General features: G+C 61.5%; 17 protein-coding genes, 1 tRNA gene and 1 other RNA gene. 9 read left to right on the top strand and 10 right to left on the bottom strand.

Annotation, left to right across the window (positions count from 1 at the left end; genetic code table 11):
* Nucleotides 1-7 precede the first annotated feature (7 nt).
* The 3 genes from V7116_RS04245 to V7116_RS04235 form a co-directional block, all read right to left on the bottom strand.
* Nucleotides 8-1,156, bottom strand: a complete 1,149-nt coding sequence (locus tag V7116_RS04245; protein WP_324390637.1) for an ABC transporter permease — start codon at nucleotides 1,154-1,156, stop codon at nucleotides 8-10.
* A 109-nt stretch (nucleotides 1,157-1,265) separates the two neighbouring features.
* On the bottom strand, nucleotides 1,266-2,303 hold the full coding sequence (locus V7116_RS04240) for an ABC transporter ATP-binding protein (protein ID WP_324390636.1): 1,038 nt from the start codon (nucleotides 2,301-2,303) through the stop codon (nucleotides 1,266-1,268).
* On the bottom strand, nucleotides 2,284-3,291 hold the full coding sequence (locus V7116_RS04235; protein WP_324390635.1) for an ABC transporter ATP-binding protein: 1,008 nt from the start codon (nucleotides 3,289-3,291) through the stop codon (nucleotides 2,284-2,286). Before V7116_RS04235 ends, V7116_RS04240 begins: the two co-directional genes overlap by 20 nt.
* Nucleotides 3,292-4,026: 735 nt before the next feature.
* Between V7116_RS04235 and V7116_RS04230 the strand changes: the two genes are divergently transcribed.
* From V7116_RS04230 to V7116_RS04200, 7 genes are all read left to right on the top strand, one after another.
* On the top strand, nucleotides 4,027-4,170 hold the full coding sequence (locus V7116_RS04230) for a hypothetical protein (RefSeq protein ID WP_324390634.1): 144 nt from the start codon (nucleotides 4,027-4,029) through the stop codon (nucleotides 4,168-4,170).
* A gap of 129 nt (nucleotides 4,171-4,299) precedes the next feature.
* Nucleotides 4,300-5,742, top strand: a complete 1,443-nt coding sequence (gene serS / locus V7116_RS04225) for a serine--tRNA ligase (protein ID WP_324390633.1) — start codon at nucleotides 4,300-4,302, stop codon at nucleotides 5,740-5,742.
* Complete coding sequence (locus V7116_RS04220; protein WP_324390632.1) at nucleotides 5,742-6,236, top strand: mismatch-specific DNA-glycosylase; 495 nt, start codon at nucleotides 5,742-5,744, stop codon at nucleotides 6,234-6,236. Before serS ends, V7116_RS04220 begins: the two co-directional genes overlap by 1 nt.
* A 46-nt stretch (nucleotides 6,237-6,282) precedes the next feature.
* Nucleotides 6,283-6,652: RNase P RNA component class A (rnpB, locus tag V7116_RS04215), an RNA gene on the top strand.
* 48 nt (nucleotides 6,653-6,700) lie between these two features.
* Nucleotides 6,701-7,447 (top strand): Type 1 glutamine amidotransferase-like domain-containing protein, encoded by a 747-nt coding sequence (locus tag V7116_RS04210; protein WP_324390631.1) that lies wholly within the window; start codon nucleotides 6,701-6,703, stop codon nucleotides 7,445-7,447.
* 90 nt (nucleotides 7,448-7,537) lie between these two features.
* On the top strand, nucleotides 7,538-8,263 hold the full coding sequence (locus V7116_RS04205) for a class I SAM-dependent methyltransferase (RefSeq protein WP_324390630.1): 726 nt from the start codon (nucleotides 7,538-7,540) through the stop codon (nucleotides 8,261-8,263).
* Nucleotides 8,264-8,364: 101 nt separating this feature from the next.
* On the top strand, nucleotides 8,365-8,916 hold the full coding sequence (locus V7116_RS04200) for a hypothetical protein (RefSeq protein ID WP_324390629.1): 552 nt from the start codon (nucleotides 8,365-8,367) through the stop codon (nucleotides 8,914-8,916).
* Between the two features lie 348 nt (nucleotides 8,917-9,264).
* On the opposite strand, the gene leuS is transcribed toward V7116_RS04200, so the two are convergent.
* The 3 genes from leuS to V7116_RS04185 all read right to left on the bottom strand — a co-directional run bounded on the left by leuS (nucleotide 9,265) and on the right by V7116_RS04185 (nucleotide 12,822).
* Nucleotides 9,265-12,060, bottom strand: coding sequence for a leucine--tRNA ligase (gene leuS / locus V7116_RS04195; RefSeq protein ID WP_324390628.1), 2,796 nt, complete (start codon nucleotides 12,058-12,060; stop codon nucleotides 9,265-9,267).
* Nucleotides 12,061-12,419: 359 nt separating this feature from the next.
* Complete coding sequence (locus V7116_RS04190) at nucleotides 12,420-12,554, bottom strand: hypothetical protein (RefSeq protein WP_324390627.1); 135 nt, start codon at nucleotides 12,552-12,554, stop codon at nucleotides 12,420-12,422.
* A 192-nt stretch (nucleotides 12,555-12,746) separates the two neighbouring features.
* Nucleotides 12,747-12,822 (bottom strand) — tRNA-Ala (locus tag V7116_RS04185).
* Between the two features lie 719 nt (nucleotides 12,823-13,541).
* On the opposite strand from V7116_RS04185, the gene V7116_RS04180 reads away from it, so the two are divergent.
* Together V7116_RS04180 and V7116_RS04175 are read left to right on the top strand one after the other, a co-directional pair.
* Nucleotides 13,542-16,037 carry an ABC transporter permease subunit gene (locus V7116_RS04180; RefSeq protein WP_324390626.1) on the top strand — a complete coding sequence of 832 codons (2,496 nt, stop codon included), beginning with the start codon at nucleotides 13,542-13,544 and terminating at the stop codon, nucleotides 16,035-16,037.
* On the top strand, nucleotides 16,030-17,346 hold the full coding sequence (locus tag V7116_RS04175; protein WP_324390625.1) for a carbohydrate ABC transporter permease: 1,317 nt from the start codon (nucleotides 16,030-16,032) through the stop codon (nucleotides 17,344-17,346). The genes V7116_RS04180 and V7116_RS04175 overlap by 8 nt, the downstream gene beginning before the upstream one ends.
* A 106-nt stretch (nucleotides 17,347-17,452) precedes the next feature.
* On the opposite strand, the gene V7116_RS04170 is transcribed toward V7116_RS04175, so the two are convergent.
* Genes V7116_RS04170 through V7116_RS04155 form a run of 4 tightly spaced genes read right to left on the bottom strand, consistent with a single transcriptional unit; the run spans nucleotide 17,453 to nucleotide 20,781 of the window.
* Entirely contained in the window at nucleotides 17,453-18,355 is a 903-nt protein-coding gene (locus V7116_RS04170; RefSeq protein WP_324390624.1) for a Nif3-like dinuclear metal center hexameric protein, read from the bottom strand.
* Nucleotides 18,342-18,983, bottom strand: a complete 642-nt coding sequence (locus V7116_RS04165; RefSeq protein WP_324390623.1) for a hypothetical protein — start codon at nucleotides 18,981-18,983, stop codon at nucleotides 18,342-18,344. Before V7116_RS04165 ends, V7116_RS04170 begins: the two co-directional genes overlap by 14 nt.
* Before the next feature lie 27 nt (nucleotides 18,984-19,010).
* Nucleotides 19,011-19,787, bottom strand: coding sequence for an enoyl-CoA hydratase-related protein (locus V7116_RS04160; protein ID WP_324390622.1), 777 nt, complete (start codon nucleotides 19,785-19,787; stop codon nucleotides 19,011-19,013).
* 34 nt (nucleotides 19,788-19,821) lie between these two features.
* Nucleotides 19,822-20,781, bottom strand: a complete 960-nt coding sequence (locus V7116_RS04155) for a hypothetical protein (RefSeq protein WP_324390621.1) — start codon at nucleotides 20,779-20,781, stop codon at nucleotides 19,822-19,824.
* Nucleotides 20,782-20,925: the final 144 nt, after the last annotated feature.

Raw genomic sequence — 20,925 nt, 5'->3', positions numbered from 1 at the left:
GTTCGACCTACGTGCCGCGCAGGCGGGGGTCAAGGGCGTCACGCAAACCGTCGCCCAGGAAGTTGAAGGCCAGGGTCGTCAGAACCAGCGCGATGCTGGGCACGATCAACAGGTGACGGTTGGAATAGTAAGCACCACGCTCGCGCACTTCACTGATCATAGCGCCCCAGCTTGGCACGCCCGGCTGCACGCCGAGGCCAATGAAGCTCAGGAACGCCTCAGTGAAAATATAGCCGGGAATCGCCAGCGTCTCAGACACAATCAGCGGCCCGATCACGTTCGGCAGCAGGTGCACGAAGATGATCCGGCGATCGCTGGCCCCCACGGCGCGCGCCGCCTCAACAAATTCCTTCTCGCGGTACGCCAACACCTGACCGCGCGCCAGACGCGCCATGCCGATCCAGCTCAACGACCCAAGCGCGAAGAACAGGAACAGCAGCCCGCCCATGTCCTGGTTCAGATCGAGCACGAACCCGACAAAGCCGCTCCGTCCGGCATCTTGATATTCACGCGCAATCTGGGTGAAGAAGACCTGGAGCAAAATAACCAGCACGAGGTACGGAATACCGTACATGAAGTCCACGATGCGCATCATCAGGTTATCGAGACGGCCACCGTAAAAGCCCGCAATGAGGCCATAAATCAAGCCCAGCACGAGGCTCATCGTCGCGCCAACGACACCCACGGCCAGCGAAATCTGCGCGCCGTAGATCGTCTGGCTCAGCCAGTCTTTACCTTGACTGTCGCCGCCCAGCAAATAGCACCACTGCTTCTGGGTCGTATCCGGCTCAGGATAGTAGCAGTACGAATCCTGCACCGTAGCGAGCACGTCTTTCGACAGCCAGTTGCACCAGTACGGATTGCGATCCTGATTGTCGCGGGCGCAAATGCCCGGATCGGGGAACTGGTCCTGTGAAGCGACATTGGCCGGGTTGATCGTATGGCGCGCGCTGGCTCCTGTGCGTCCATCGAGCAGCCCGACTTTGGTCCACAATTGAGCAGTAAGTGCAACGCCAAAAATGAGCGCCAAAAGAATAAGCGACACAACCGATGCTTTGTTACGGCTGAACAGCCGCCACCCGTCCCGCAGAGGACTCGCGCTCGGCTTAACTTCTTCGTGCAATGAGATTGGTTCTGCGCCTTCGGCAACAGCCATATCATCTCTCCTTCTAGTTGCGAGCCCGGCTCGAAGAGAGCCACTGCTGGCTCTCTTCATAACTATTCCGGGAAGCTCGTAGCTCCTGCAGAAGTGGGCCCTATTGACCCTAAATCACGCGGTGGCAGGCCACCCAGTGACCGGGCAGCACTTCCAACAGTTCCGGATCCTCGTCGAAGCACACATCGACGGACACCGGGCAGCGGGTATTGAAGTTGCAGCCCTTGGGCGGGTTGAGCGGGCTGGGCACGTCACCCTTCAGGATGATGCGCTGGCGCGTCTCTTCCACCATGGGATCGGGAACCGGCACTGCCGACAGCAGCGCCTGCGTATACGGGTGAAGCGGGTTGGTATACAGTTCCTCGCTCTCCGCAACCTCGACGACCTTGCCCAGATACATCACGGCGACACGGTCGCACAGGTGGCGAACCATGCTCAGGTCGTGTGCGATGAACAGGTACGTGAGGCCGAGTTCGTCCTGAAGCTTCTGGAGCAGGTTCACGACCTGCGCCTGAATGGACACGTCCAGCGCCGAGATCGGCTCGTCAGCCACGATAAACGAGGGATTCAACGCCAACGCGCGCGCCAGCCCGATGCGTTGGCGCTGGCCGCCCGAAAACTCGTGCGGGTAACGATTCACGAAGTACGGGTTCAGGCCCACCAGTTCGAGCAGTTCCGCCACGCGATCGTCACGTTCTTTTTTGGACCCAATGTTGTGCACGACCAGCGGCTCGGACACGATACGCCCAACCGACATACGCGGGTTCAGCGACGCATACGGGTCCTGGAACACCATCTGCATCTGACGACGGAGCTTGCGCAGCGATTCGCCCTTCAGATCGCTGATCTCCTGGCCTTCGAACTTCACGCTTCCCGACGTCGGGCGGTAAAGCTGGAGGATCGTGCGGCCCGTGGTAGATTTCCCGCAGCCCGACTCCCCCACCAGACCCAGCGTCTCGCCCCGGAAAATGTGGAACGATACGCCGTCCACCGCCTTCACGGCGGCGACTTCGCGCTGGACGAGGATGCCCGACTTGATCGGGAAATGTTTCTTCAGATCCTTGACTTCAACCAGGACTTCCCGTTTAGTGGACGCGGATGGACCGGCGGCAGTAGCCGTGCGCACACTAGGCGTAGCTTGACTCATGTTTTACTTCCTTATTACGAACATCAACCCAGCAAGCTGAGATATGCTCCGGTGAACCGCCAGCAACCGGCAGCAGCGACGGATTTTCATCGCACTTTGCGATACGATACGGGCAGCGGGCGGCAAAGGGGCAGCCCTTGGGCAGATAGCGCATGTCCGGCGGCGCACCTTCGATCGAGTACAGCCGGTCATTCTTCTGGTCCAGGCGGGGCAGCGATCCGAGCAGGCCGATGGTATACGGGTGCCGCGGGTCGGCGTAAACATCCTTCACGGGGCCACGCTCGACAATATAGCCCGCATACATCACCTGAACCGTGTCGGCCAGACCAGCCACCACGCCCAGGTCATGCGAAATCCAGATCATCGCCATGCCGATCTTGTCGCGCAGACGGCGAACCAGATCGAGAATCTGTGCCTGGATCGTTACGTCAAGCGCCGTGGTCGGCTCGTCTGCGATCAGAAGCTGCGGGTTGCACGAAATACCCATGGCGATCATCACGCGCTGGCGCATACCGCCCGAAAACTGGTGCGGGTAATCGTCCAGGCGCTCTCTGGCCGAAGGAATACCGACCATCGTCAGCAGTTCGGCGGCACGGGCACGCGCCTGTTCGTTGTCCATGCCCAGGTGCAGCTTCAGCGCCTCGGTGATCTGGCGGCCAATCGTCAGGACCGGATTCAACGACGTCATCGGGTCCTGGAACACCATGGCGATTTCCGCACCGCGCACCAGTCGCTGCTGGTTTTTGGACAGCTTCAGCAGATCGCGCCCACGGAAGATCACCTCACCCGTCGGGATTTCACCCGGCGGCTGCGGGATCAAGCCCATAATAGACAGGGCGTGCACGCTCTTGCCGCAGCCACTTTCGCCCACGACACCCAGGGTTTCCCCTTCGTGAAGCGCGTACGAGATCCCATTGACAGCATGGACGATCCCGTCTTCAGTATGGAAACGTGTACTGAGGTTCTTGACCTCCATTAAGACGGTCAAAACGCAATCTCTCCCTTGGCACTCTAGCAGGGTGAACCAACAAGAGATGCCACACTTCGAAACAAGGCCGCTCAAAACGGCGAAATTATGTGCGAAAGCCACCGCCCCCGCAAATTCCGCCGTGATTTTCCCAGGTTACCGCTCGTTCGCCGCCAGCTTTTCCGTCACGGACAGACGAACGCACGCCGACCATTGAGAGTACCCTTTATCCATCCTGTCAGGCAATGATGTTTTACCTGTTTTGAGGGCACAGCCTGCACTCGCCCAACAGGCACGCAGCAGGGCTGTGTAGCACATACACCGTTGGTTTCACCGTCCCCCATACTACACATATCGCTAAGGTGCTCAATCGGTTCAATTTTCTTTTCAAATCTCATAAACTCGCACCTTCACACCGGTTTCAACCGTCTTGACAGCGCCCGGCGCGTTTGCTACACTGCACTGCATCAGCTTTGATGGAGCCACCCCTGTTGGGCAACTTTCAGCGAGCCGCCGGATGGTGCGAGGCGGCAGTGCCCCCAGGCCAGCGTCCACTCCCAATATGCTGCCGCCGTCCCCACCGCGAGGTGCGCTAAGGCTGGCCGGGTCCGCCCGTTACCGCGCGTGAGTCCCAGCGACTCCCCGAGGTCTGCGCCGTGAGGTGCGGACAAATCCAGGTGGCACCACGAGTCCCCTCGTCCTGGCTTTTGAGCCCAGGCGCGGGGATTTTTTGTTGGTTGGATAGGAGCGTACACCATGCACTTCGACTTTATGAAACCGGAAATCTGGGACGGCCTCGTGCTCGCCACGATTATCATCGGGTCGGCGCTGGCCGCGCTGCGCCTGTACGCGGACCTCTCGCGCTCGCCCAGTTCGCACCGCGACGACTCGCGCGACTGACCACCTCGTGCGCCTCCGGTTTTCTCTGGCCCGCCAAACCGTCGTAAGCCGCAGCGCGCGTTTGAACCTGAACCATCACACGTATCTTTTGCGTTTTGCCTTGCCAGCTACCAAGCAGGAGTCATTTCGATGATCGATATCGCCCTGATCCGCGAGAAACCCGAGTGGGTCAAAGAACAAATCAACAAGCTGCACGACGAAACCGCGCTCGCACGCATCGACACGATCGTCGCGCTCGATAAGCGCCGCCGCGAGCTGCTGACCGAAGCGGAAGCCATCAAGGCCAACCGCAACCAGCTCAACAAGCAGATGGGCCGCTTCCGGGGCAACAAGCAGCTCACCCCCGCGCAAACCGTCGCCGCTGTGAACCGCGTGATCGCCGCGCTCGAAGCAGGCGACATCGACGCCGCACTCGATGGCATGACCAATCCACCCGCCGAAGCCGATCTGCCCGACGCGACGAAGGAAGACGTTGCCGCCGCGTTCGACATCCTCACCGAACGCCTCAAGCGCCTGGGGACGCGCGTCGGAGAACTGGACGCGGAGATCGCAGAGGTCGAGGCGAGCCTGACCGAACAGCAGTTGTGGATCCCCAACCTGCCCCACGAGTCCGTCCCGCTGGGCGCGAGCGAAGAGGAAAATAAGATCTGGACGCCGCAGGGCACAATGCGCGCCTTCGATTTCGATCCGCTGCCGCACTGGGATCTCGGCCCGGCGCTGGACATCATCGACTTCGAGCGCGGCGTTAAGCTGTCCGGCACGCGCTTCTACATCCTCAAGGGCATGGGTGCGCGTCTCTACCGCGCCATGATCGCGTGGCTGCTCGACGTGCACACCACACAGCACGGCTTCACTGAGATCTACCCACCGTTCATGGTGCACGAGGACGCGCTGTACGGCTCCGCGCAGTTCCCCAAGTTCCGTGACGTGGTGTACTTCGACCAGGAATCCGAGCTGTACATGCTGCCCACGGCGGAAGTCGCGCTGACCAACATGCACGCGGGCGAGATTTTCGACCCGGACCAGCTTCCGCTCTATTACGTCTCCCACACGCCCTGCTTCCGCCGCGAAAAGATGAGCGCCGGACGAGACGTGCGCGGCCTGAAGCGCGTCCACCAGTTCGAAAAGGTGGAAATGTACAAGTTCACCACGCCGGAGACGAGCTACGCCGAGCTGGAGTCCCTGACCGAAGCGGCGGAGCACGTCTGCGCCATGTTGGAGATCCCCTACCGCCGCCTGGAAATCGTCACCGGCGACCTGGGCTTCTCCGCCGCGAAGAAGTACGACGTCGAGATGTGGGCCCCCGGCAGCCAGGAATGGCTCGAAGTGTCCTCATGCAGCAACACCGAGGAATTCCAGGCCCGCCGCGCCAACATTCGCTACCGCCCGGAGCCGGGCGCGCGTCCGCGCTTCGTGCACACGCTCAACGGCTCCGGCCTGGGCATGGTCCGCGCGCTGATCGCCGTCATCGAGAACTACCAGCAGCGTGACGGCAGCGTGATGATTCCCACCGTGCTCAAGCCGTACATGGGCGGGCTGGAAGTCATCGAGCCGGGGGCGAAAAGCGACTGATGCCCGTTCTGCCCGATGTGCTCGCGCCCGGCCTCAAGGTCGTCTTCGTCGGCACCGCCGCCAGCACCCGCGCGGCTGCTGTTGGCGCACCTTATGCCGGGCCGGGCAACCGCTTTTGGAACATCCTCTACGCGGCGGGGTTCACGCCCCGCCGCCTGGACGCCACCGAATTCCAGACTGTGACCCAGTACGGCCTCGGCCTAACCGGCATGGCTCCCAACGCAGTCGGTAACGACGACGTCTTGCGCCCGGAAGACTTCGACGCGGCGGGCCTGCGCGCCAAGATCGAGCAGTTCCAGCCGCGCGTGGTCGCATTCGCCGGAAAACGCGCCGCGCAGGAATTCCTGGGTCACCGCATCCCCGCGTATGGCTTGCAGCCGGAGATGGTCGCGGTGACGCGGATCTGGGTGCTGCCCTCCACCTCAGGCGCGGCGCGTGCCTTCTGGGACGAATCCCCGTGGCACGCCCTCGCCGCCTTCGTCGCGGACGACTGACCGGCGACGCGCCCTGCCGCCTATGGTATAATAGCCCGTCGAGGCTCAAGTCGATTGGGTGATCGCGGCCTGCCATGTGCAGGCTGAGGAAAGTCCGTACTCCACAGGGCACGGTGCTGGCTAACGGCCAGGCGGGGCGACCCGACGGCATAGTGCAACAGAGAAGTGTATTGCCCTGCCGTGTGCAGGGCGAGGGTGAAACGGCGCGGTAAGAGCGCACCGGCGCTCGTGGTGACACGAGCGGCCAGGCAAACCCCACCGGGAGCAAGACCAAGCAGGAATGAGGGGCTGCCCGCCCCGCTACCAGTTCCGGGTAGGTCGCTTGAGTCGCCGGGCAACCGGCGTCCCAGATAGATGATCGCCGCCCGCCGCACGCGCGGTGGGTACAGAATGCGGCTTATAGATCGACTTGGGTCTCACCCAGCAGTGTTCGACGACCACAGACCCCACATGAAGGAGCCTCGATGGAAGGCACGCTCATCCTGCACGGCGGCGACGCCTTTACGCCCAAAAATAAGCAGCTTCATTATGACTGGCTGCGCCTGATTCGCGGCGAGCACCGCCCGCGTGTCTCGATCGTGCCGCTGGCGGAGCTGCGCAAACCGATCCTGGTCGCGCAGGAAACCAGCCGTTTCTTCCAGAGTGTCGCCACCTTCCCCGAATACGTCGAGATCACCGATCAGCTCTCGGCCAACACTGCTGCGAACTATGGCGGCCTGGATAAAACCGACGCGATCGTGTTGACCGACGGCAGTCCGGTCTACTTCGTCGAGCAGATTCACGGCACGCACACCGAAAAGTCGCTGCAAAACATGCTGAACCGCCAGGGCGCGCTGTTCGGCGTCGGCGCGACTGCGATGGTAACCGGCGCGGTGTACTGGCTGGACGGTGGATGGGAGCCGGGCCTCGCCCTCGCGCCCCATCTGGCGATCATGCCCCGCTATGACAGCATGCGGATGCGCTTTACACCGGAGCGTCTGCTGGCCGACCTGCCCGACGGCGTCACGCTGATCGGCATCGAGGAAAATACGGCGCTGGTGTGCCATCCCGAAGGCTACTACTCCGTCCTCGGCCACGGCACGGTGACCATCGTGCGCGGCCCCGACGACGAGCGTGAGCACCGCTCAGGACACAAATTCGCCCTGGATGCCCCCGCCGACCCTGACGACTCAGCGGACGAGTCATCCGAACCGGACGCCGACGCGGAATAACTCAGTTTCCCCCACTTTGACGCGAAATCACCGCTGCCCACGTACAATAGTCGTGGGCATTTTTGTACCCTACCGTGGAGGCTTTGCACGATGAACGATGCAGAACAGATCGATCAGGCCATCGGCGCGATTTCCGGCGGGCGCGTGCTCGACATCGCCACAGGGACCGGCAGCACAATCCAGTGGATGATGGAGACGCTCAAGGATTACGAGTGGTTCCTGGGAGTGGACAGCGTGGACATCACGCTGCGCACCTTCGAGGACGAGAATGTCTTTGAGAGCGACGACGTGGAATTCCAGCGGATGGACGCCCATCACCTGGAACTGAACGACGCCAGCTTCGACACGGTGACGACGACCCGCTCCCTGCACCACTTTGCCGATCCCGCGCAGGTGATGGACGAGATCATGCGCGTGCTCAGGCCGGGTGGCCACGTTCTGATCGGGGATATGTATTCCGACAACCAGACCGAAACGCAGATGACCCACGTTTTGGCGCATCACTGGTGGGCGCGCATCGACGCCGCGCTGGGCATCGATCACACCGAGACGTTCACCCGCCAGCAGATCGTCGTCCTTGTCGAAAACATGGGTTTAAGCCGCGTCGAGTACTTCGACTATGCCGATTTCGACGGCGAGGCGACCGACATCGCGCGCACGGAGTTCACCAAACGCCAGATCACGCGCTACCTGGACAAAGCAAAAGACCTGCCCAACTTCGACGCGATCCAGGCCGAAGCGGACATGCTTCTGCGGCGGCTGGATGAGGTCGGCATCCACGGCGCGACGATGCTGTTTGCGATTGGGGAAAAGTAGAGACGCTTCACGCGGCGGGCGGTCGCAGGACTGCCCGCTTTTACTCCACCCCGCAAACTGCAATCGCCCCCAGGTAAGTTGACAGCATGAGGATTGGCGGCATGCGGAAATGGCTTCCAAGATTTGTCATCATAGCTATCATGTTCGCCCCTTGTGTGGCTTTGTTTGGCACGTTTTGGGGAATCCCCACCTTCAGGGAATGGAAAATAAAGCAAAATTTCAAGGTAATAGATGGCGCCCGGATGGTGTTCAGCGACATGTCAACATACGGTGCGAATTCCGCACAAAAGAGCGTGTATTACTGGAGTGCCGAATCGCTGGATGAAGTCACGCGTTACTATCAGGACTTCGCGACGCCGTTTTTGACAACTGGAGACGAATATGGAGCATGGCGAATCGCTGGGCTAGGGCACCTGGATACTATACCCACGGCGTCTGAGGGACGGAATATTGGGCACAGGAGTTTCTGTCACTACAAAAATCATTATAAGTGCATCACCATTTCGCTGGTTGATGCCAGTCAAAAAGATATCTACCGGCTTGGCGTGAGTTCGACATCTAGTTTCAGGCGCAGCGAGAATCCACCCGGTTTGGCCTCAATGCCCGTGTACGGAACGCTGATTATTTACAGTTACTACATCGATGATTTTTAGACTGTGAATGAAAATGAGCCTTATCTTTAAGTCGGCGGTGATATACCTTATCCTCGCTATCGCGCTTTCAGCAGCGCTAATATTGCTTTTCACGCAATTGACAGACCCTTCGTCCGAATTTGGCAATATCGCGAACGCAATCCTGTCTTTCTACTGCGGTTCCGTAAGTGGTTTTATCGGCGCCATGCCCCTGACGTACTGGACCATCAAACACTTAAATCGTCGGGCTGAGCGGCGTAGAGTCCCCATTGATGTAAAAAAGGAGCAAACTAAAGCCGGGGCACAGTGACGTTTCCGCCACGATGCCCCGGCTTGTACTTGTGCTCTTGACTACGCGAAGCGCGAACGCTACACGACGATATTCACCATGCCGCGCTGCGCGACGTAGATCACCTTGCGCGGCGGCTTGCCGTCCATGTGCCGCTGCGCGCCGTCGGTTTCCAGCGCCAGCCGCTTGGCATCCTCTTCGCTCACGTCCGCCGGAACGGTGATGCGGTCGCGGACCTTGCCGTTTACCTGCACTACCAGCGTAATCTCGTCCTCGGCGGCGATTTCCTCGTCGTAGACGGGCCACCGCTGGTCGTGGATGCTGTACTCGTGCCCGGTCTTCGTCCACAGTTCTTCGGTGACGAACGGCGTGAACGGAGCCATCAGCAGCAGCAGCGTTTCGATCGCCTCGTTCCACACGCCCTCGCTGACGTTCGCCGCACGGTACGCCGCTTGAAGGTCGTTGCGCAGGGCCATCAGCGCCGACACCGCCGTGTTGAACCCGAACGTCTCCAGACCGTAATTGACGCGCTGGATCGTCTGGTGCACCTTGCGGCGCAGGTCACGGTCGGCCTTCTCGTCAGGCGTGCCCTGCGGCGCGCCGTTCAGCGTCAGATCCCACACGTCGTTCAACCAGCGCTTGGGCCCCTGGATGCCCTGGCTGTTCCACGGGCCGCCCTTTTCCCACTCGAAGGCGAACATCAGGTACGCGCGCACCGTGTCCGCGCCATGCTCCTGCACCAGTTGGTCCGGCGCGATGACGTTGCCCTTTGACTTGGACATCTTCTCGACGTCCAGGTGATAGCGGATGCTCTCCACGGTCGCGTTCGCGCCCACGCCGGGGACCTCGAACGTGGTGTTATCGTCCGTATCGACTACCACCGACGCGCCGTCCGGCGTCATTACGTTCAGGATCAGTTCCTTGCGCGAGATCACCTCGCCCACCACGCGGTCGGTCCCGTTGCTTGTGGGCGCATCCTCGATATTCGGCACGACGCGCACGGTGGCGGCGTTCAGCTTGCCGCCCTCGAACGTACCCTCGGCCACGATCGTATTGCCATCGCGCGGCTCGCCCAGGATCATGCCCTGGTTGAAGAGGCCCAGCATCGGCTCGTCGTACATGCCTTCCGTGTCGCGCCCCATAGCCTTGGCGATCGCTTCCGTCGGCTCGAGGATCCCGCAGTCGCGCATGGCCTTGGTGAAGAAGCGCGTGTACATCAGGTGCATCGTCGCGTGCTCGATGCCGCCCGTATACTGGTCCACCGGCAGCCAGTACGCACCCTCTTCGGGGTCGAACGGGCCGCCGTCGTAGTGCGGCGACAGGTAGCGGTACGGGTACCACGACGAGCACATGAACGTGTCCATCGTGTCCGTTTCGCGCGTCGCGGGGCCACCGCACGCCGGGCAGGTCGTGTTCAGGAAACCCTCGTGATAGCGCAGCGGACTTTCGCCGGTCGGGCGGAAGTCCACGTCATCCGGCAGCAGCACGGGCAGATCCTCTTCGGGGACCGGCACGACGCCGCAGTCCGGGCAGTAGATCATCGGGATCGGCGCGCCCCAGTAGCGCTGGCGGCTGATCAGCCAGTCGCGCAGGCGGTAGTTCACCGCGCCGTGGCCCATCTCGCGCGCTTCCAGCCACTTGGTGACGACGCCCACGGCCTCGTTCTTTTTGCCGTCGCTCGACTTGTGCGCGGACGTGCCGTCGAACTCAGCGCTGTTGACCATCACGCCTTCGCCGGGCCACGCTTCGGTCATCTTGGACGGGTCCAGGTCCGTTTCGCCTTCCGGCTGGATGACGATGCGGATCGGCAGGTCATACTTGCGCGCGAATTCGAAGTCCCGCTGGTCGTGCGCGGGCACGGCCATGATCGCGCCGCTGCCGTAGCTGATCAGCACGTAGTCCGCGATCCAGATCGGGATGCGCTCGCCGTTGACTGGATTGATCGCGTAGCCGCCTGTGAAGACGCCCGTCTTCTCTTTTCCTTCGGCGGTGCGGTCGATCTCAGTCTTGCGCGACGCCTCGTCGATGTAGGCGTCCACGGCGGCGCGCTGCTCCGGCGTGGTGATCTTGTCCACCAGCGAATGCTCCGGCGCCAGCACCATGAACGTCGCGCCCCACAGCGTGTCGGGCCGCGTGGTGAAGACCGTGATCGGATCGCCCTGCTCCGTGTGGAACGTGACGTGCGCGCCTTCGCTGCGCCCGATCCAGTTGTTCTGCATCAGCTTGACGCGCTCCGGCCACTTGATCCAGTCCAGATCGTCGATCAGCTCGTCGGCGTACTTCGTGATGCGGAAGAACCACTGCTCCAGATCCTTCTTGATGACGGGCGTGCCGCACCGCTCGCAGTGACGGTCGTCGCCCCAGACCTGCTCGCGGGCCAGCGTCGTGTTGCAGTGCGGGCAGAAGTCCACCGCCGCGCGCTGCCGGTAGGCCAGCCCGTACTTGTAGAACTGCAGGAAGAACCACTGCGTCCACTTGTAGTATTCGGGATCGCTGGAAACGGCCTCGCGTTCCCAGTCAAACATCGCGCCCATCGTACGCAGCTGGCGGCGCATGTTGTCGATGTTGCGATACGTCCAGATCTTCGGGTGAATACCGCGCTGGATCGCTGCGTTTTCGGCGGGCAGGCCGAACGCGTCGAAGCCCATCGGGAACAGCACGTTATAGCCGCGCATCCGCAGCCACCGCGCCCGCGCATCCGATGGCGTCATCGCGTACCAGTGACCGATGTGCAGGTCGCCGCTGGGATAGGGCAGCATCGTCAGGGCGTAGAACTTCTCGCGGTCAGGATCGACCACCGAACGGTTCTTGCCCTCGCGCTCCCATCGCTCTGACCAGCGGGGTTCGATTTCTTGCGGCGTATACTTGTCTGCCATGCTTGTTTTCGTGCTCCAGTCAGCTAAGTTCTAATCGAAGCGAACACACCGGGAAACGTCAGCCAACATACAGCCTACAACGCCGTGAGTCCGGCGGCCCGCGAGGAGGCAGAAGCAGTGCGGCTCATAATTGTACAGGGTCGTTTTCATCATGCACAGCTCCTTCCCCATTTGCAACAGGCGTAAAAAACACAACGGCCCAGGCTCCCGATCAACATATGCTTACCGGGATGCTGGGCCGTAGGCTTTCAGTGAATGGGCACAGGCATATTGCGGCAAGGTCTGGCAGCTCAGCGCCAACCCACCCTGCCTGTGCCTGGTTGCGGTACCGATCGCACCGCAGCCGGTCGAGCGTTTACTCAGCGGCGGCGGTAGGGATCCTCGCGCACCGGGATCGGCACAGGAGCAAGTTGGCGCGGCGTAAGCGCACCTTTCAGCGACTCAAGCAGTTCCTGAAGACGTTCCGCAAGCGTCGGCTGCTTCTTTTTGGTCATCAATGATCCCTTTCGCGCCTAGCATTACAGTACGGAAAAGTGCACCTGCTTTACTTTATAATAAAGAGACTAACCCCAAATCGGCTACAATACTGTCAGAAAATAATAAAAATCCTCTTCGTACTAATCCCTGACATTCAGGGACGAAGAGGACTCCGTGGTACCACCCTGGTTGGTGGCGATATGAAAAAGTGGTGGACCCGAAGGGGTTCGAACCCTTGACCTCCACAATGCCATTGTGGCGCTCTCCCAATTGAGCTACGGGCCCAGGTGTGTTATGTGGCGTGCCACCCACTCATAACGGATAACGGTCGTTACCGGCACGGCTTACTGGGGTTCAGCCGCGCAGCTTCCGGACGAGTTCGGCCTTCGCGCTCGTCGTGGGCGCTCACCGGTTTCCACTGCTCCCGGCTCACTGCGACGATGGCCTACTACTTCCGTTCAGCGCTTTTTTGCACGAACAACTCAATTGTTAAGTAGGAAACATTCTAGCGGCAGCACAGGCGATTGTCAAGCCTCAGCTTCGCCTGAAATACCTCTCTCCGGCCCAGTTTTGGAAGCGCCGCGAAAAGCGCAATTTTGGTCAGGACGCACAGAAACGGTTGCATAAGCGCGGGTCCGTCAGTAACATTGGAGCACAGAAAGCGGCCTAGTCCCATTCATGGTGCGACCCTTCATGCTTAAACCACGCGCGCAGTGCTGCGACACGACTCCCAGTTCCGTCACTTGCACGGGACATCGCATGCCTGTACCGATCCGCTCCCTTGCACCCCGACTTACGCCGACTCCCCCGCCCTCACCTGTTTGCAAAACTCTACCTCTATCCCCGTACATTAAATCTTCTTTACCCGGCTTAAAAATCTTTAATGCATGTTTTAGGTCAATTTACTGTTCCATAAAGACAATCACACCAGAGATTCATCCGCCCTTCCACCCAGTTTCTGTGGCACAACTGCGCCTGAGCCGTTAAGTGGATGTAAGACGCCAATGACCGACGAAACCAGGAACACGCCCACGCCTGCTGCGATCGACGCCAATCTGCGCGCAGGCAAACGCCGTCGCAGACTGAGCGAGGCGATAATCGGCTATACCTTTGTGCTGCCCGCCGCCATTGTCACGTTTGTGTTCGGCCTGTGGCCGGTGATCATGGGCTTTTACGAAAGCCTCAAATCCGGCTCGCCGCTGACCAACCGCTACGTTGGGCTGAGCAACTACGTGCGCTCGATGGGCAGCCTGACCTATATCATCCTGTTCGCTGTCGCCCTCATTCTGCTCTATGCGGGCTACCGGAGCTGGCGCACGCTGTATGCCGCGTGGCAAACGGGCGGTCCGCGCCCGTGGTATTACGTAGCCTGCGGCGTGCTGGGCGCGCTGGGGCTGATGGTCATGGCCTTCGACCTCGTGACCGGCGCGGAGGGCATCGGCTGGGTGACGATCGTGCTGCTGCTGACGGCGCTGGCGGGGTATTTCGCCGCCGATCAGACGCAGGGCCGGGCCTTCGCCGGACACGAGCGCAGTCTCGCCATCACAGCGGGCCTGCTGGCTGCCTTTGGCGTGGTATGGATCGGCGGTCCGGCGCTCATTCACGAGCTGGACCTGGGCACGATCGGCTGGCTGCTGCTGGCAGTTCCCGCAGCAGCGCTGCTCTACTACCTCGCTATCCGTCTCGCGCGCATTCAAAGCGGGCCGCTGATCATGGCGAGCCTGCTGACCAGCACATTCATCGTGCTGGCAACCCTGCTGACGGTCTACGCCGCCAACCAGATGCAGGATGATGTCGCGCAGGCACAGCGCATCGCAGGGCAAATCTTCAACCAGGACATTCTGAACACCAAAGTCGATCTTGCTGCCGAAGACGCGCGCATCGCAGGGCTGGTGGTGGATGGCGACGTGACCGTCGAGGTCAAAGTCGGGGACGAAACGGTCGAGGCGACCGTCGCGCCAGATGCCTTCCCCGACGTCGCCGTAGACCGGGTATCACAGTTGTCCGTCGCGCTGTCGAACAACCAGCCGATCAAGGTCATTTTGCCGGATGGGACCGAAACAGAAGGCACCCTCACCGGGCTGCCGATGGGACAAACGCTCGATCTCAGCCTGCTGGCCGAAGATCCTCAGTCGGTGACGACACAGCAAATCTACAGCGCGCTCAATATCGGTGAAAACGTCATTCTGGCACGCGGCTATACGCAGCCGCTGCGCAACCAGATGCTGGCTGCGCTGGGCGTTCTGGTCGCGCTGGCGAACATTCTGGTCATCAACCACACGCGCCACCAGCTAGACGAGGAAGAGCACAAGGCGCGGCGCTGGCTGGGCATCACACGCGTCTTGATGGGAGCCGCCATCATCGGCCTGTTCCTCTACCTGTTCAGCGCCGTCCAGCTCAACCGGCAGGCTGCCAGCGCGCTCAACCTGCTCACCGACGACCAGTTGAAACTGGCGTATCAGGCCGCAACCGGCGAATCCCCCCGCGCCAACCTGCGCACCGATACGCTCGCCGCGCAGTTGATGTACTGGCCGCAGGTGTTCCTGATCGGCACGGGCATGCTGCTCATTGGCGCGGCCTATCTCGTGTGGCAGAACCTGCAGAAGCAGGAAACCAAGCGCGGCTTCGGTGTGATGCTGCTACTGGCGGTGATGCTCATGGTCGGCGGCTGGCTGACGATCAGCGAGCTGCCGCGCACGGTCACGATGTCCGGGCGCGACACGCAGGACACACTCGACGCACTTGTGCGAACGGCACTGTACGCCATCGGAACCGTGCCGGTCCAGTTGGCGCTGGGCCTGGGATTGGCGCACCTGCTGTTTTCGGAAATCTCGTGGGGCAAGTCGATGTTCCGGGTGATTTACTTTATGCCCTACATCGCGCCCAGCGTGGCGACTGCCGCCGTGTTCCTGGTCATCTTCAGCAGCAAGCCCAACGCGCTCTCCAACGAAGTCCTCAAAATCTTCGGCGTCGATCCGCTGCTGTGGCTGAACGAACCTTCGGGCATCGTGCGGCTGTTTTACGAGAAGATCCTGGGCGGCGACCCGCTGCACATTCCGGGCGCGCTGCAAGGGCCAAGCCTCGCGCTGTTCACGGTCATCCTGTACAACATCTGGGTCTTCGCAGGATACAACGCGGTGATCTTCCTGGCAGGACTGGGCGCCATCCCCCGCGAGCTGTACGAAGCGGCAGAGGTCGATGGGGCGGGACGCTGGTCGCGCTTCCGCAACATCACGATCCCCCTTCTCTCTCCAACAACCTTCTTCCTGACCATGCTGTCCATCATCGGCACGTTCAAGGCCTTCACGCACATTTACGTGCTGCGCGGGCAGGCCGTGGGCCAGGAAGTTGACACCATGAGCATCTACATCTTCAACCAGCTTTACGCGGCGAACGATCCCGGTTACGCCGCCGCGCTGGCGTTCATCTTGTTTGCCGTGATTCTGGTCCTGACCATGACGCAAAACCGGCTCTCGCAGAGGCAGGTGTTCTATGGCTAGCACAACCCGTACCCAACAGGCCGCTCAGGACCGCCAGCCCAATGCCCTGGCGACGACCGTGCCGGTCCGCCGCAAGGTGCGCTTCAATCCCTTCCGCGTGCTGGTGTATACCCTGCTGACGTTTGGGGCCATCATCTTCGTGTGGCCGTTCCTGTGGATGGTCAGCACGTCGCTGCAAAGCACGGGCGATATCGTGCGCGGGCGGTTCCTGCCCAGCGGCGAGTTTATCTCCTTCCACACGACGACCCAGACCAATCTCGAACGCACTATGGGCAGCTACCTCGAAAACGACGATCTACCCTCGTATCTCGAATCGGTGCGCTCGCAGATCGAGTCCAGCCAGCGGCAGCAGGCCATGACACTGCACGAATACCTGCGCACGCAGAAGATCGGGTATGCGGAGCTGTACCTGCACATCGATCTCCCGCTGCTCAACCAGATTTGGACTGCCGACCAACACTACGTGGTCGTCGGCGGCGCGGCGCACTATATCGAAGCCTGGGACGAATCGAACTTCTCGCGCTACTTCACCAACAGCGTGAAGATCGCGGCGCTGACTATCATCGGGCAAACTTTCACCTCCATTTTGGCGGCCTATGCATTCGCCAAGATCGAGTTCCCGGGGAGGAGCCTGCTGTTCAGCCTGTTCCTGGCGACCATCTTCATTCCGACGATGGTTGTGCTGATCCCCAACCGCATCACGGTCAGCAACATGCACAACTTCTTCACCAAGGACTTCCCGGCCAAACAAGACGATTGGGGCATCACGGATGCCCGCAAAGCCATCGCGGAGCCGTTGTACGACGTGGTGGACGCGATTGGATTGGAAAACACGCTGGGTTTGGGCGATGCGCTGACCGTGGACGGGCCGATCTCCTGGCCGTGGATGGATAACTGGCCCGCGCTGGTCGTGCCGTTCCTCGCCAGCACGTTCAGCATCTTCCTGTTGAGGCAGTTCTTCCTGCAAATTCCCGAAGAACTCTGGGATGCCGCGCGCATCGACGGCGCAGGACACTTCCGGTTCCTGCTGCAAATCGTCGTGCCCATTTCGCGCGCGGCCATCGTGACCACGGTGATCTTCACCTTCATCGGCACGTGGAACGCGCTGGAATGGCCGCTGCTGGTGACGTTCTCCGACAGGTGGCGGCCCATCTCCTACGGGCTGTATGCGTTCACCTCGGAAGCGGGGGCCAATCTGCATCTGCTGATGGCCGCGTCGGTAATCACGCTGGTACCGGTGCTGGTGATCTACTTCATCGCGCAGCGCCAGTTCACGGAGGGCATCGCCACGACCGGGCTGAAGGGGTAAGCCGGAGGGAAAAACGGGGCCCCGAACAAGCGGGAGAGAAACAGATTTTGTGATATTCAAGAGCGGGCGCGAACCCGCTCTTTTTGTCGCAGGGAGGCGAGGCAGATCAGCGCCAGGGGTCCGACTGGCGGACGAAGCGCGCCTCAATTCCAGCGTTGCGGAACCAGGCCGGCATCTGGTCGCGCAGGACCACCATTTCACTGGCGTACAGCGACGTCCCCAACAGGTTCATCGGCAGTGAAGGCACCAGCTCGCGCAAGTCGGACTGGCGCGATGCCACATCAGGCGTATTTCCGCGCGGCCACCAGCTCCCGGTGATGTACGTATCGCAGCCCAGATCCCGCACGGACGACAGATAATCGGCGCGCTCGCCACTGCCGGGAATCACCGCGACACGCTCGACCGGCATCGCGTTAAACCGCACCTGGCTGTAATGCAGCGCGGGCAGCTCCGTGACCTCGGCCACACGCTCCGCCAGCGCCGGAAAATCCGCATCACGCAGCCTGCCGTGCAGCCCACGCACCTGCCCTCCATCGGGCGCGAACGGTTCCATATCGGACAGCTTGAGCGCCTTCGCCAGCGCCGCGACCGTACTGATCTCAGGATGGCAGTCCAGCGGGGCGTGACAGCAGTAGTAGCTGATGTTGTGCTCGCGCAGAGCTTCCATCTGGGCTTCCTGCACGCCGACAAATCCACGCCCCGATTCTTCGAGATCGGCGGGATAGTGGGCGAAGATGAGCGATCCCGGGGCGGCGCGTTCCAGTTCCGTGGCCAGCACGACATCGAGCACCTGCTCGTCGGGGAACACGCACAGGTACACGCGGTCGATCTCCTGGGTGCTGTCCAGCATCAGGCCGTTCCAGGGACCTTCAAGAAACTCCGTTTCAGCAAATGCTTCGTAGATCTGCACGTCGGAGGGCGACAACAAGCCGGTCCACAGGCCACGCTCGTCGTACGCCGCCGTGTCGAAAAAGTCGTCCAACCGCTGTACCAGATCAGCCTGAATCATGAGATTCCCCCTTGCGCTGCGCATAGGCACGAGCTTCGCTCATCACGAAATCAATGGCGGCCTGCACCACCGGATCGGGCGCCGCGGCGTCGATGTCAAGCAGCGCCACGTCTCTGCCCTGCCACTCAGGCCATGCGACCACCAGACGCAACAGCGATCTCGGCGGCACATCGCCAATCTCAGACAGCGGCGAACCCTGTTCCGGCACGGTGGCGCGATCGAGATCCAGGCGCACAAATGGGCTGCGCTCGCCGCCGCCTGTTGTGACTTCGAATGCCACATCGCCACGTGCCAGCCGCGCCGATGCCTGCCACGGCAGCAGGGTCATTGCCACGGTGTCGCGCAGCATCTCCAGCGCCTCTGGCGTGAGATCGTTCCCTTCCAGCTTACCCGTCACTGCCAGATCGTAACCCACTGCGTCCAACACGACGAACGGCGCGCGGCCTTCCGTCGCCTGACAGAGCCATACGCCATCTGCACCGCTGTCGCCCAGATCCAGCACGAATACGGGTGCACCTGCCGCAGCCTGCCGCTCACGACGGAGCAGCGTGCCGAGGCGTGCGAAGCGATCAAAGTCAGCTTGAAGGTGCGCCGTGCACAGAAGGAGGATGCGGTCCGGTTCAGGCACAGCGATCCCTCACAGCGGGCGAGCGCATCATTTCCCTTTCCAGGTGGGGGAACGCTTTTCTAGGAACGCGGTCATGCCTTCCTTCTGGTCCTGGGTGGAAAAAAGCGCGTAAAACTGGTTGCGCTCGTAGGCCAATCCAGCCGTGAGAGACGTTTCGAGGGCCACGTTCACCGCGTCCTTCGCCGCCTGCGCCGCGACAGGGGCGCGCGCCGCGATCTGGGCCGCCATCGTGATCGCGGTATCGAGGTAGTCCGCGAGCGGGACCACACGGTTGACCAGACCAAAACGCTCGGCTTCAGCGGCAGTCAGGCGGCGATCGTTGAGCACCATTTCCATCGTCAGCGCCTTGCCGATCGTGCGCGCCAACCGCTGTGTGCCACCTGCGCCGGGAATCACGCCCAGGTTGATCTCAGGCTGGCCGAAAACCGCCGTGTCGGAAGCGACGATCAGGTCACAGGCCAATGCCAACTCGCAGCCACCGCCCAGCGCGAAACCGCTCACTGCCGCGATCACGGGCTTGCGAATCGCGCGCAGGCGCTCCCACCGGGCGATAAAGGCCATCTCGACCATCTCGGCGGGTGTCGCCTGGGCCATCTCGCTGATATCGGCCCCGGCAGCAAACGCGCGGTCGCTACCCGTGATCACCATACAGCGGATCGCGGGATCGCGGTCCATTGCGTCGAGTGCGTCCATCAGCGCATACATGAGCGGCCCGTTGAGCGCATTCAGCGCGCGCGGCCTGTTCAGCCGGACCAACCCAACCCCGTCGGCGGGGCGTTCTACCAGGACAACCTGTTCATCCATCGCGGTTCCCTCCTCACAGCGCACATCGCGCGGCTTAAGATGTACCGGACGAGCCTGCCCTATTGGTAACACCTTCGACAAACGCTGAAAAACGCGGCAGGTACTCCAAAAAGTGCCGGTAGTGCCCCGCTTCGCGCTCAGCCAGATAATGCTTGAGCTGTTCGACCACCTGCGGGAGCGCCGTCAGCCCATTTACCCGGCGCTCCATAAGCACGTAGGCTCCAGCTTCGCGCGGGCTGACCGCCTGATCGAGAAATACGGCCACCGCGCCCGCCACGAACAGCCGCAGCTGCATGTCATCCCAGACAACCGGCTGGCCGTTGTTCAGCCGAGCGTCACGGATGGAGTGCATCATCAGCACGCGGGCGTACTCGGAGAACGCGCAGCGCAGCACGTACACGGCGTCGTCATCAAACGGCCACGGCTCGTTGTCGCCCCAGGCGACCGGCGGCGGCACGACACACAGCAGGGTATCCCCCGTGAGCACGCCGATCTGCCGCTCGCTTGGATAAGAAACGTTCGGCATGAAGCACAAATGCTGTGGGACGGTCCCGCAGAAAGCGTCCAACAGCGCCGCAACCGACGTCCGCCCGATGACCTGTTCCGCCTGCTCGCACGCAGCCTGCCAGGGCACTTCGTTCGCGGCCCACCACCCGGTGAGATCCGACGTCAGCGCGAAATCGAGCAGAGCCTCGCTCCAGCCGTTGAATGACGCCGGATAGACGATCTGCGGCTCAAGGTCGGGGTAGCTCAGGTCGAGGACGTAGCCGTACAAATCGTCCAGCGTGTACCCTTCTGCGAGCAGCGCTTCAAGCTGCCGGACGGCACGGTGTCCGGCGTAGGGCTTGGCCCACTCCCCTGTTTGCCGGGCATGCAGATGTGCTCGGTGGCGGTGCACAGCCTGCTCATCCGCAGGCCAATTCGTCGCAGCGAGCGCTGCCGAAAGCAGCCGCACGCGATCGTCTACGATAATTTTAATCTGCGATCGTGCCATTAGACCTCACTATCACGCTGCCACATCCCCCTATTCCAGACCCTGCCAAGGGTATTCTACAGGACACTCCGCCGCCGCCACAATTCCCGGCGGCTCTGCCCTGTTATGACATGCACTCGCCGCCATCAACGACGATCGACTGGC

The organism is Aggregatilinea sp., assembly GCF_036822615.1.
Classification (GTDB): domain Bacteria; phylum Chloroflexota; class Anaerolineae; order Aggregatilineales; family Aggregatilineaceae; genus Aggregatilinea.
This window is presented reverse-complemented; position numbering and strand designations above follow the sequence as displayed.

Bases quoted from the DNA above. Each gene is read 5' to 3' on its own strand.
- V7116_RS04245 (WP_324390637.1), bottom strand. From the start codon at position 1,156: ATGGCTGTTGCCGAAGGCGCAGAACCAATCTCATTGCACGAAGAAGTT.
- V7116_RS04240 (WP_324390636.1), bottom strand. From the start codon at position 2,303: ATGAGTCAAGCTACGCCTAGTGTGCGCACGGCTACTGCCGCCGGTCCA.
- V7116_RS04230 (WP_324390634.1), top strand. From the start codon at position 4,027: ATGCACTTCGACTTTATGAAACCGGAAATCTGGGACGGCCTCGTGCTC.
- serS (WP_324390633.1), top strand. From the start codon at position 4,300: ATGATCGATATCGCCCTGATCCGCGAGAAACCCGAGTGGGTCAAAGAA.
- V7116_RS04220 (WP_324390632.1), top strand. From the start codon at position 5,742: ATGCCCGTTCTGCCCGATGTGCTCGCGCCCGGCCTCAAGGTCGTCTTC.
- V7116_RS04210 (WP_324390631.1), top strand. From the start codon at position 6,701: ATGGAAGGCACGCTCATCCTGCACGGCGGCGACGCCTTTACGCCCAAA.
- V7116_RS04205 (WP_324390630.1), top strand. From the start codon at position 7,538: ATGAACGATGCAGAACAGATCGATCAGGCCATCGGCGCGATTTCCGGC.
- V7116_RS04200 (WP_324390629.1), top strand. From the start codon at position 8,365: ATGCGGAAATGGCTTCCAAGATTTGTCATCATAGCTATCATGTTCGCC.
- leuS (WP_324390628.1), bottom strand. From the start codon at position 12,060: ATGGCAGACAAGTATACGCCGCAAGAAATCGAACCCCGCTGGTCAGAG.
- V7116_RS04190 (WP_324390627.1), bottom strand. From the start codon at position 12,554: ATGACCAAAAAGAAGCAGCCGACGCTTGCGGAACGTCTTCAGGAACTG.
- V7116_RS04180 (WP_324390626.1), top strand. From the start codon at position 13,542: ATGACCGACGAAACCAGGAACACGCCCACGCCTGCTGCGATCGACGCC.
- V7116_RS04175 (WP_324390625.1), top strand. From the start codon at position 16,030: ATGGCTAGCACAACCCGTACCCAACAGGCCGCTCAGGACCGCCAGCCC.
- V7116_RS04170 (WP_324390624.1), bottom strand. From the start codon at position 18,355: ATGATTCAGGCTGATCTGGTACAGCGGTTGGACGACTTTTTCGACACG.
- V7116_RS04160 (WP_324390622.1), bottom strand. From the start codon at position 19,787: ATGGATGAACAGGTTGTCCTGGTAGAACGCCCCGCCGACGGGGTTGGG.
- V7116_RS04155 (WP_324390621.1), bottom strand. From the start codon at position 20,781: ATGGCACGATCGCAGATTAAAATTATCGTAGACGATCGCGTGCGGCTG.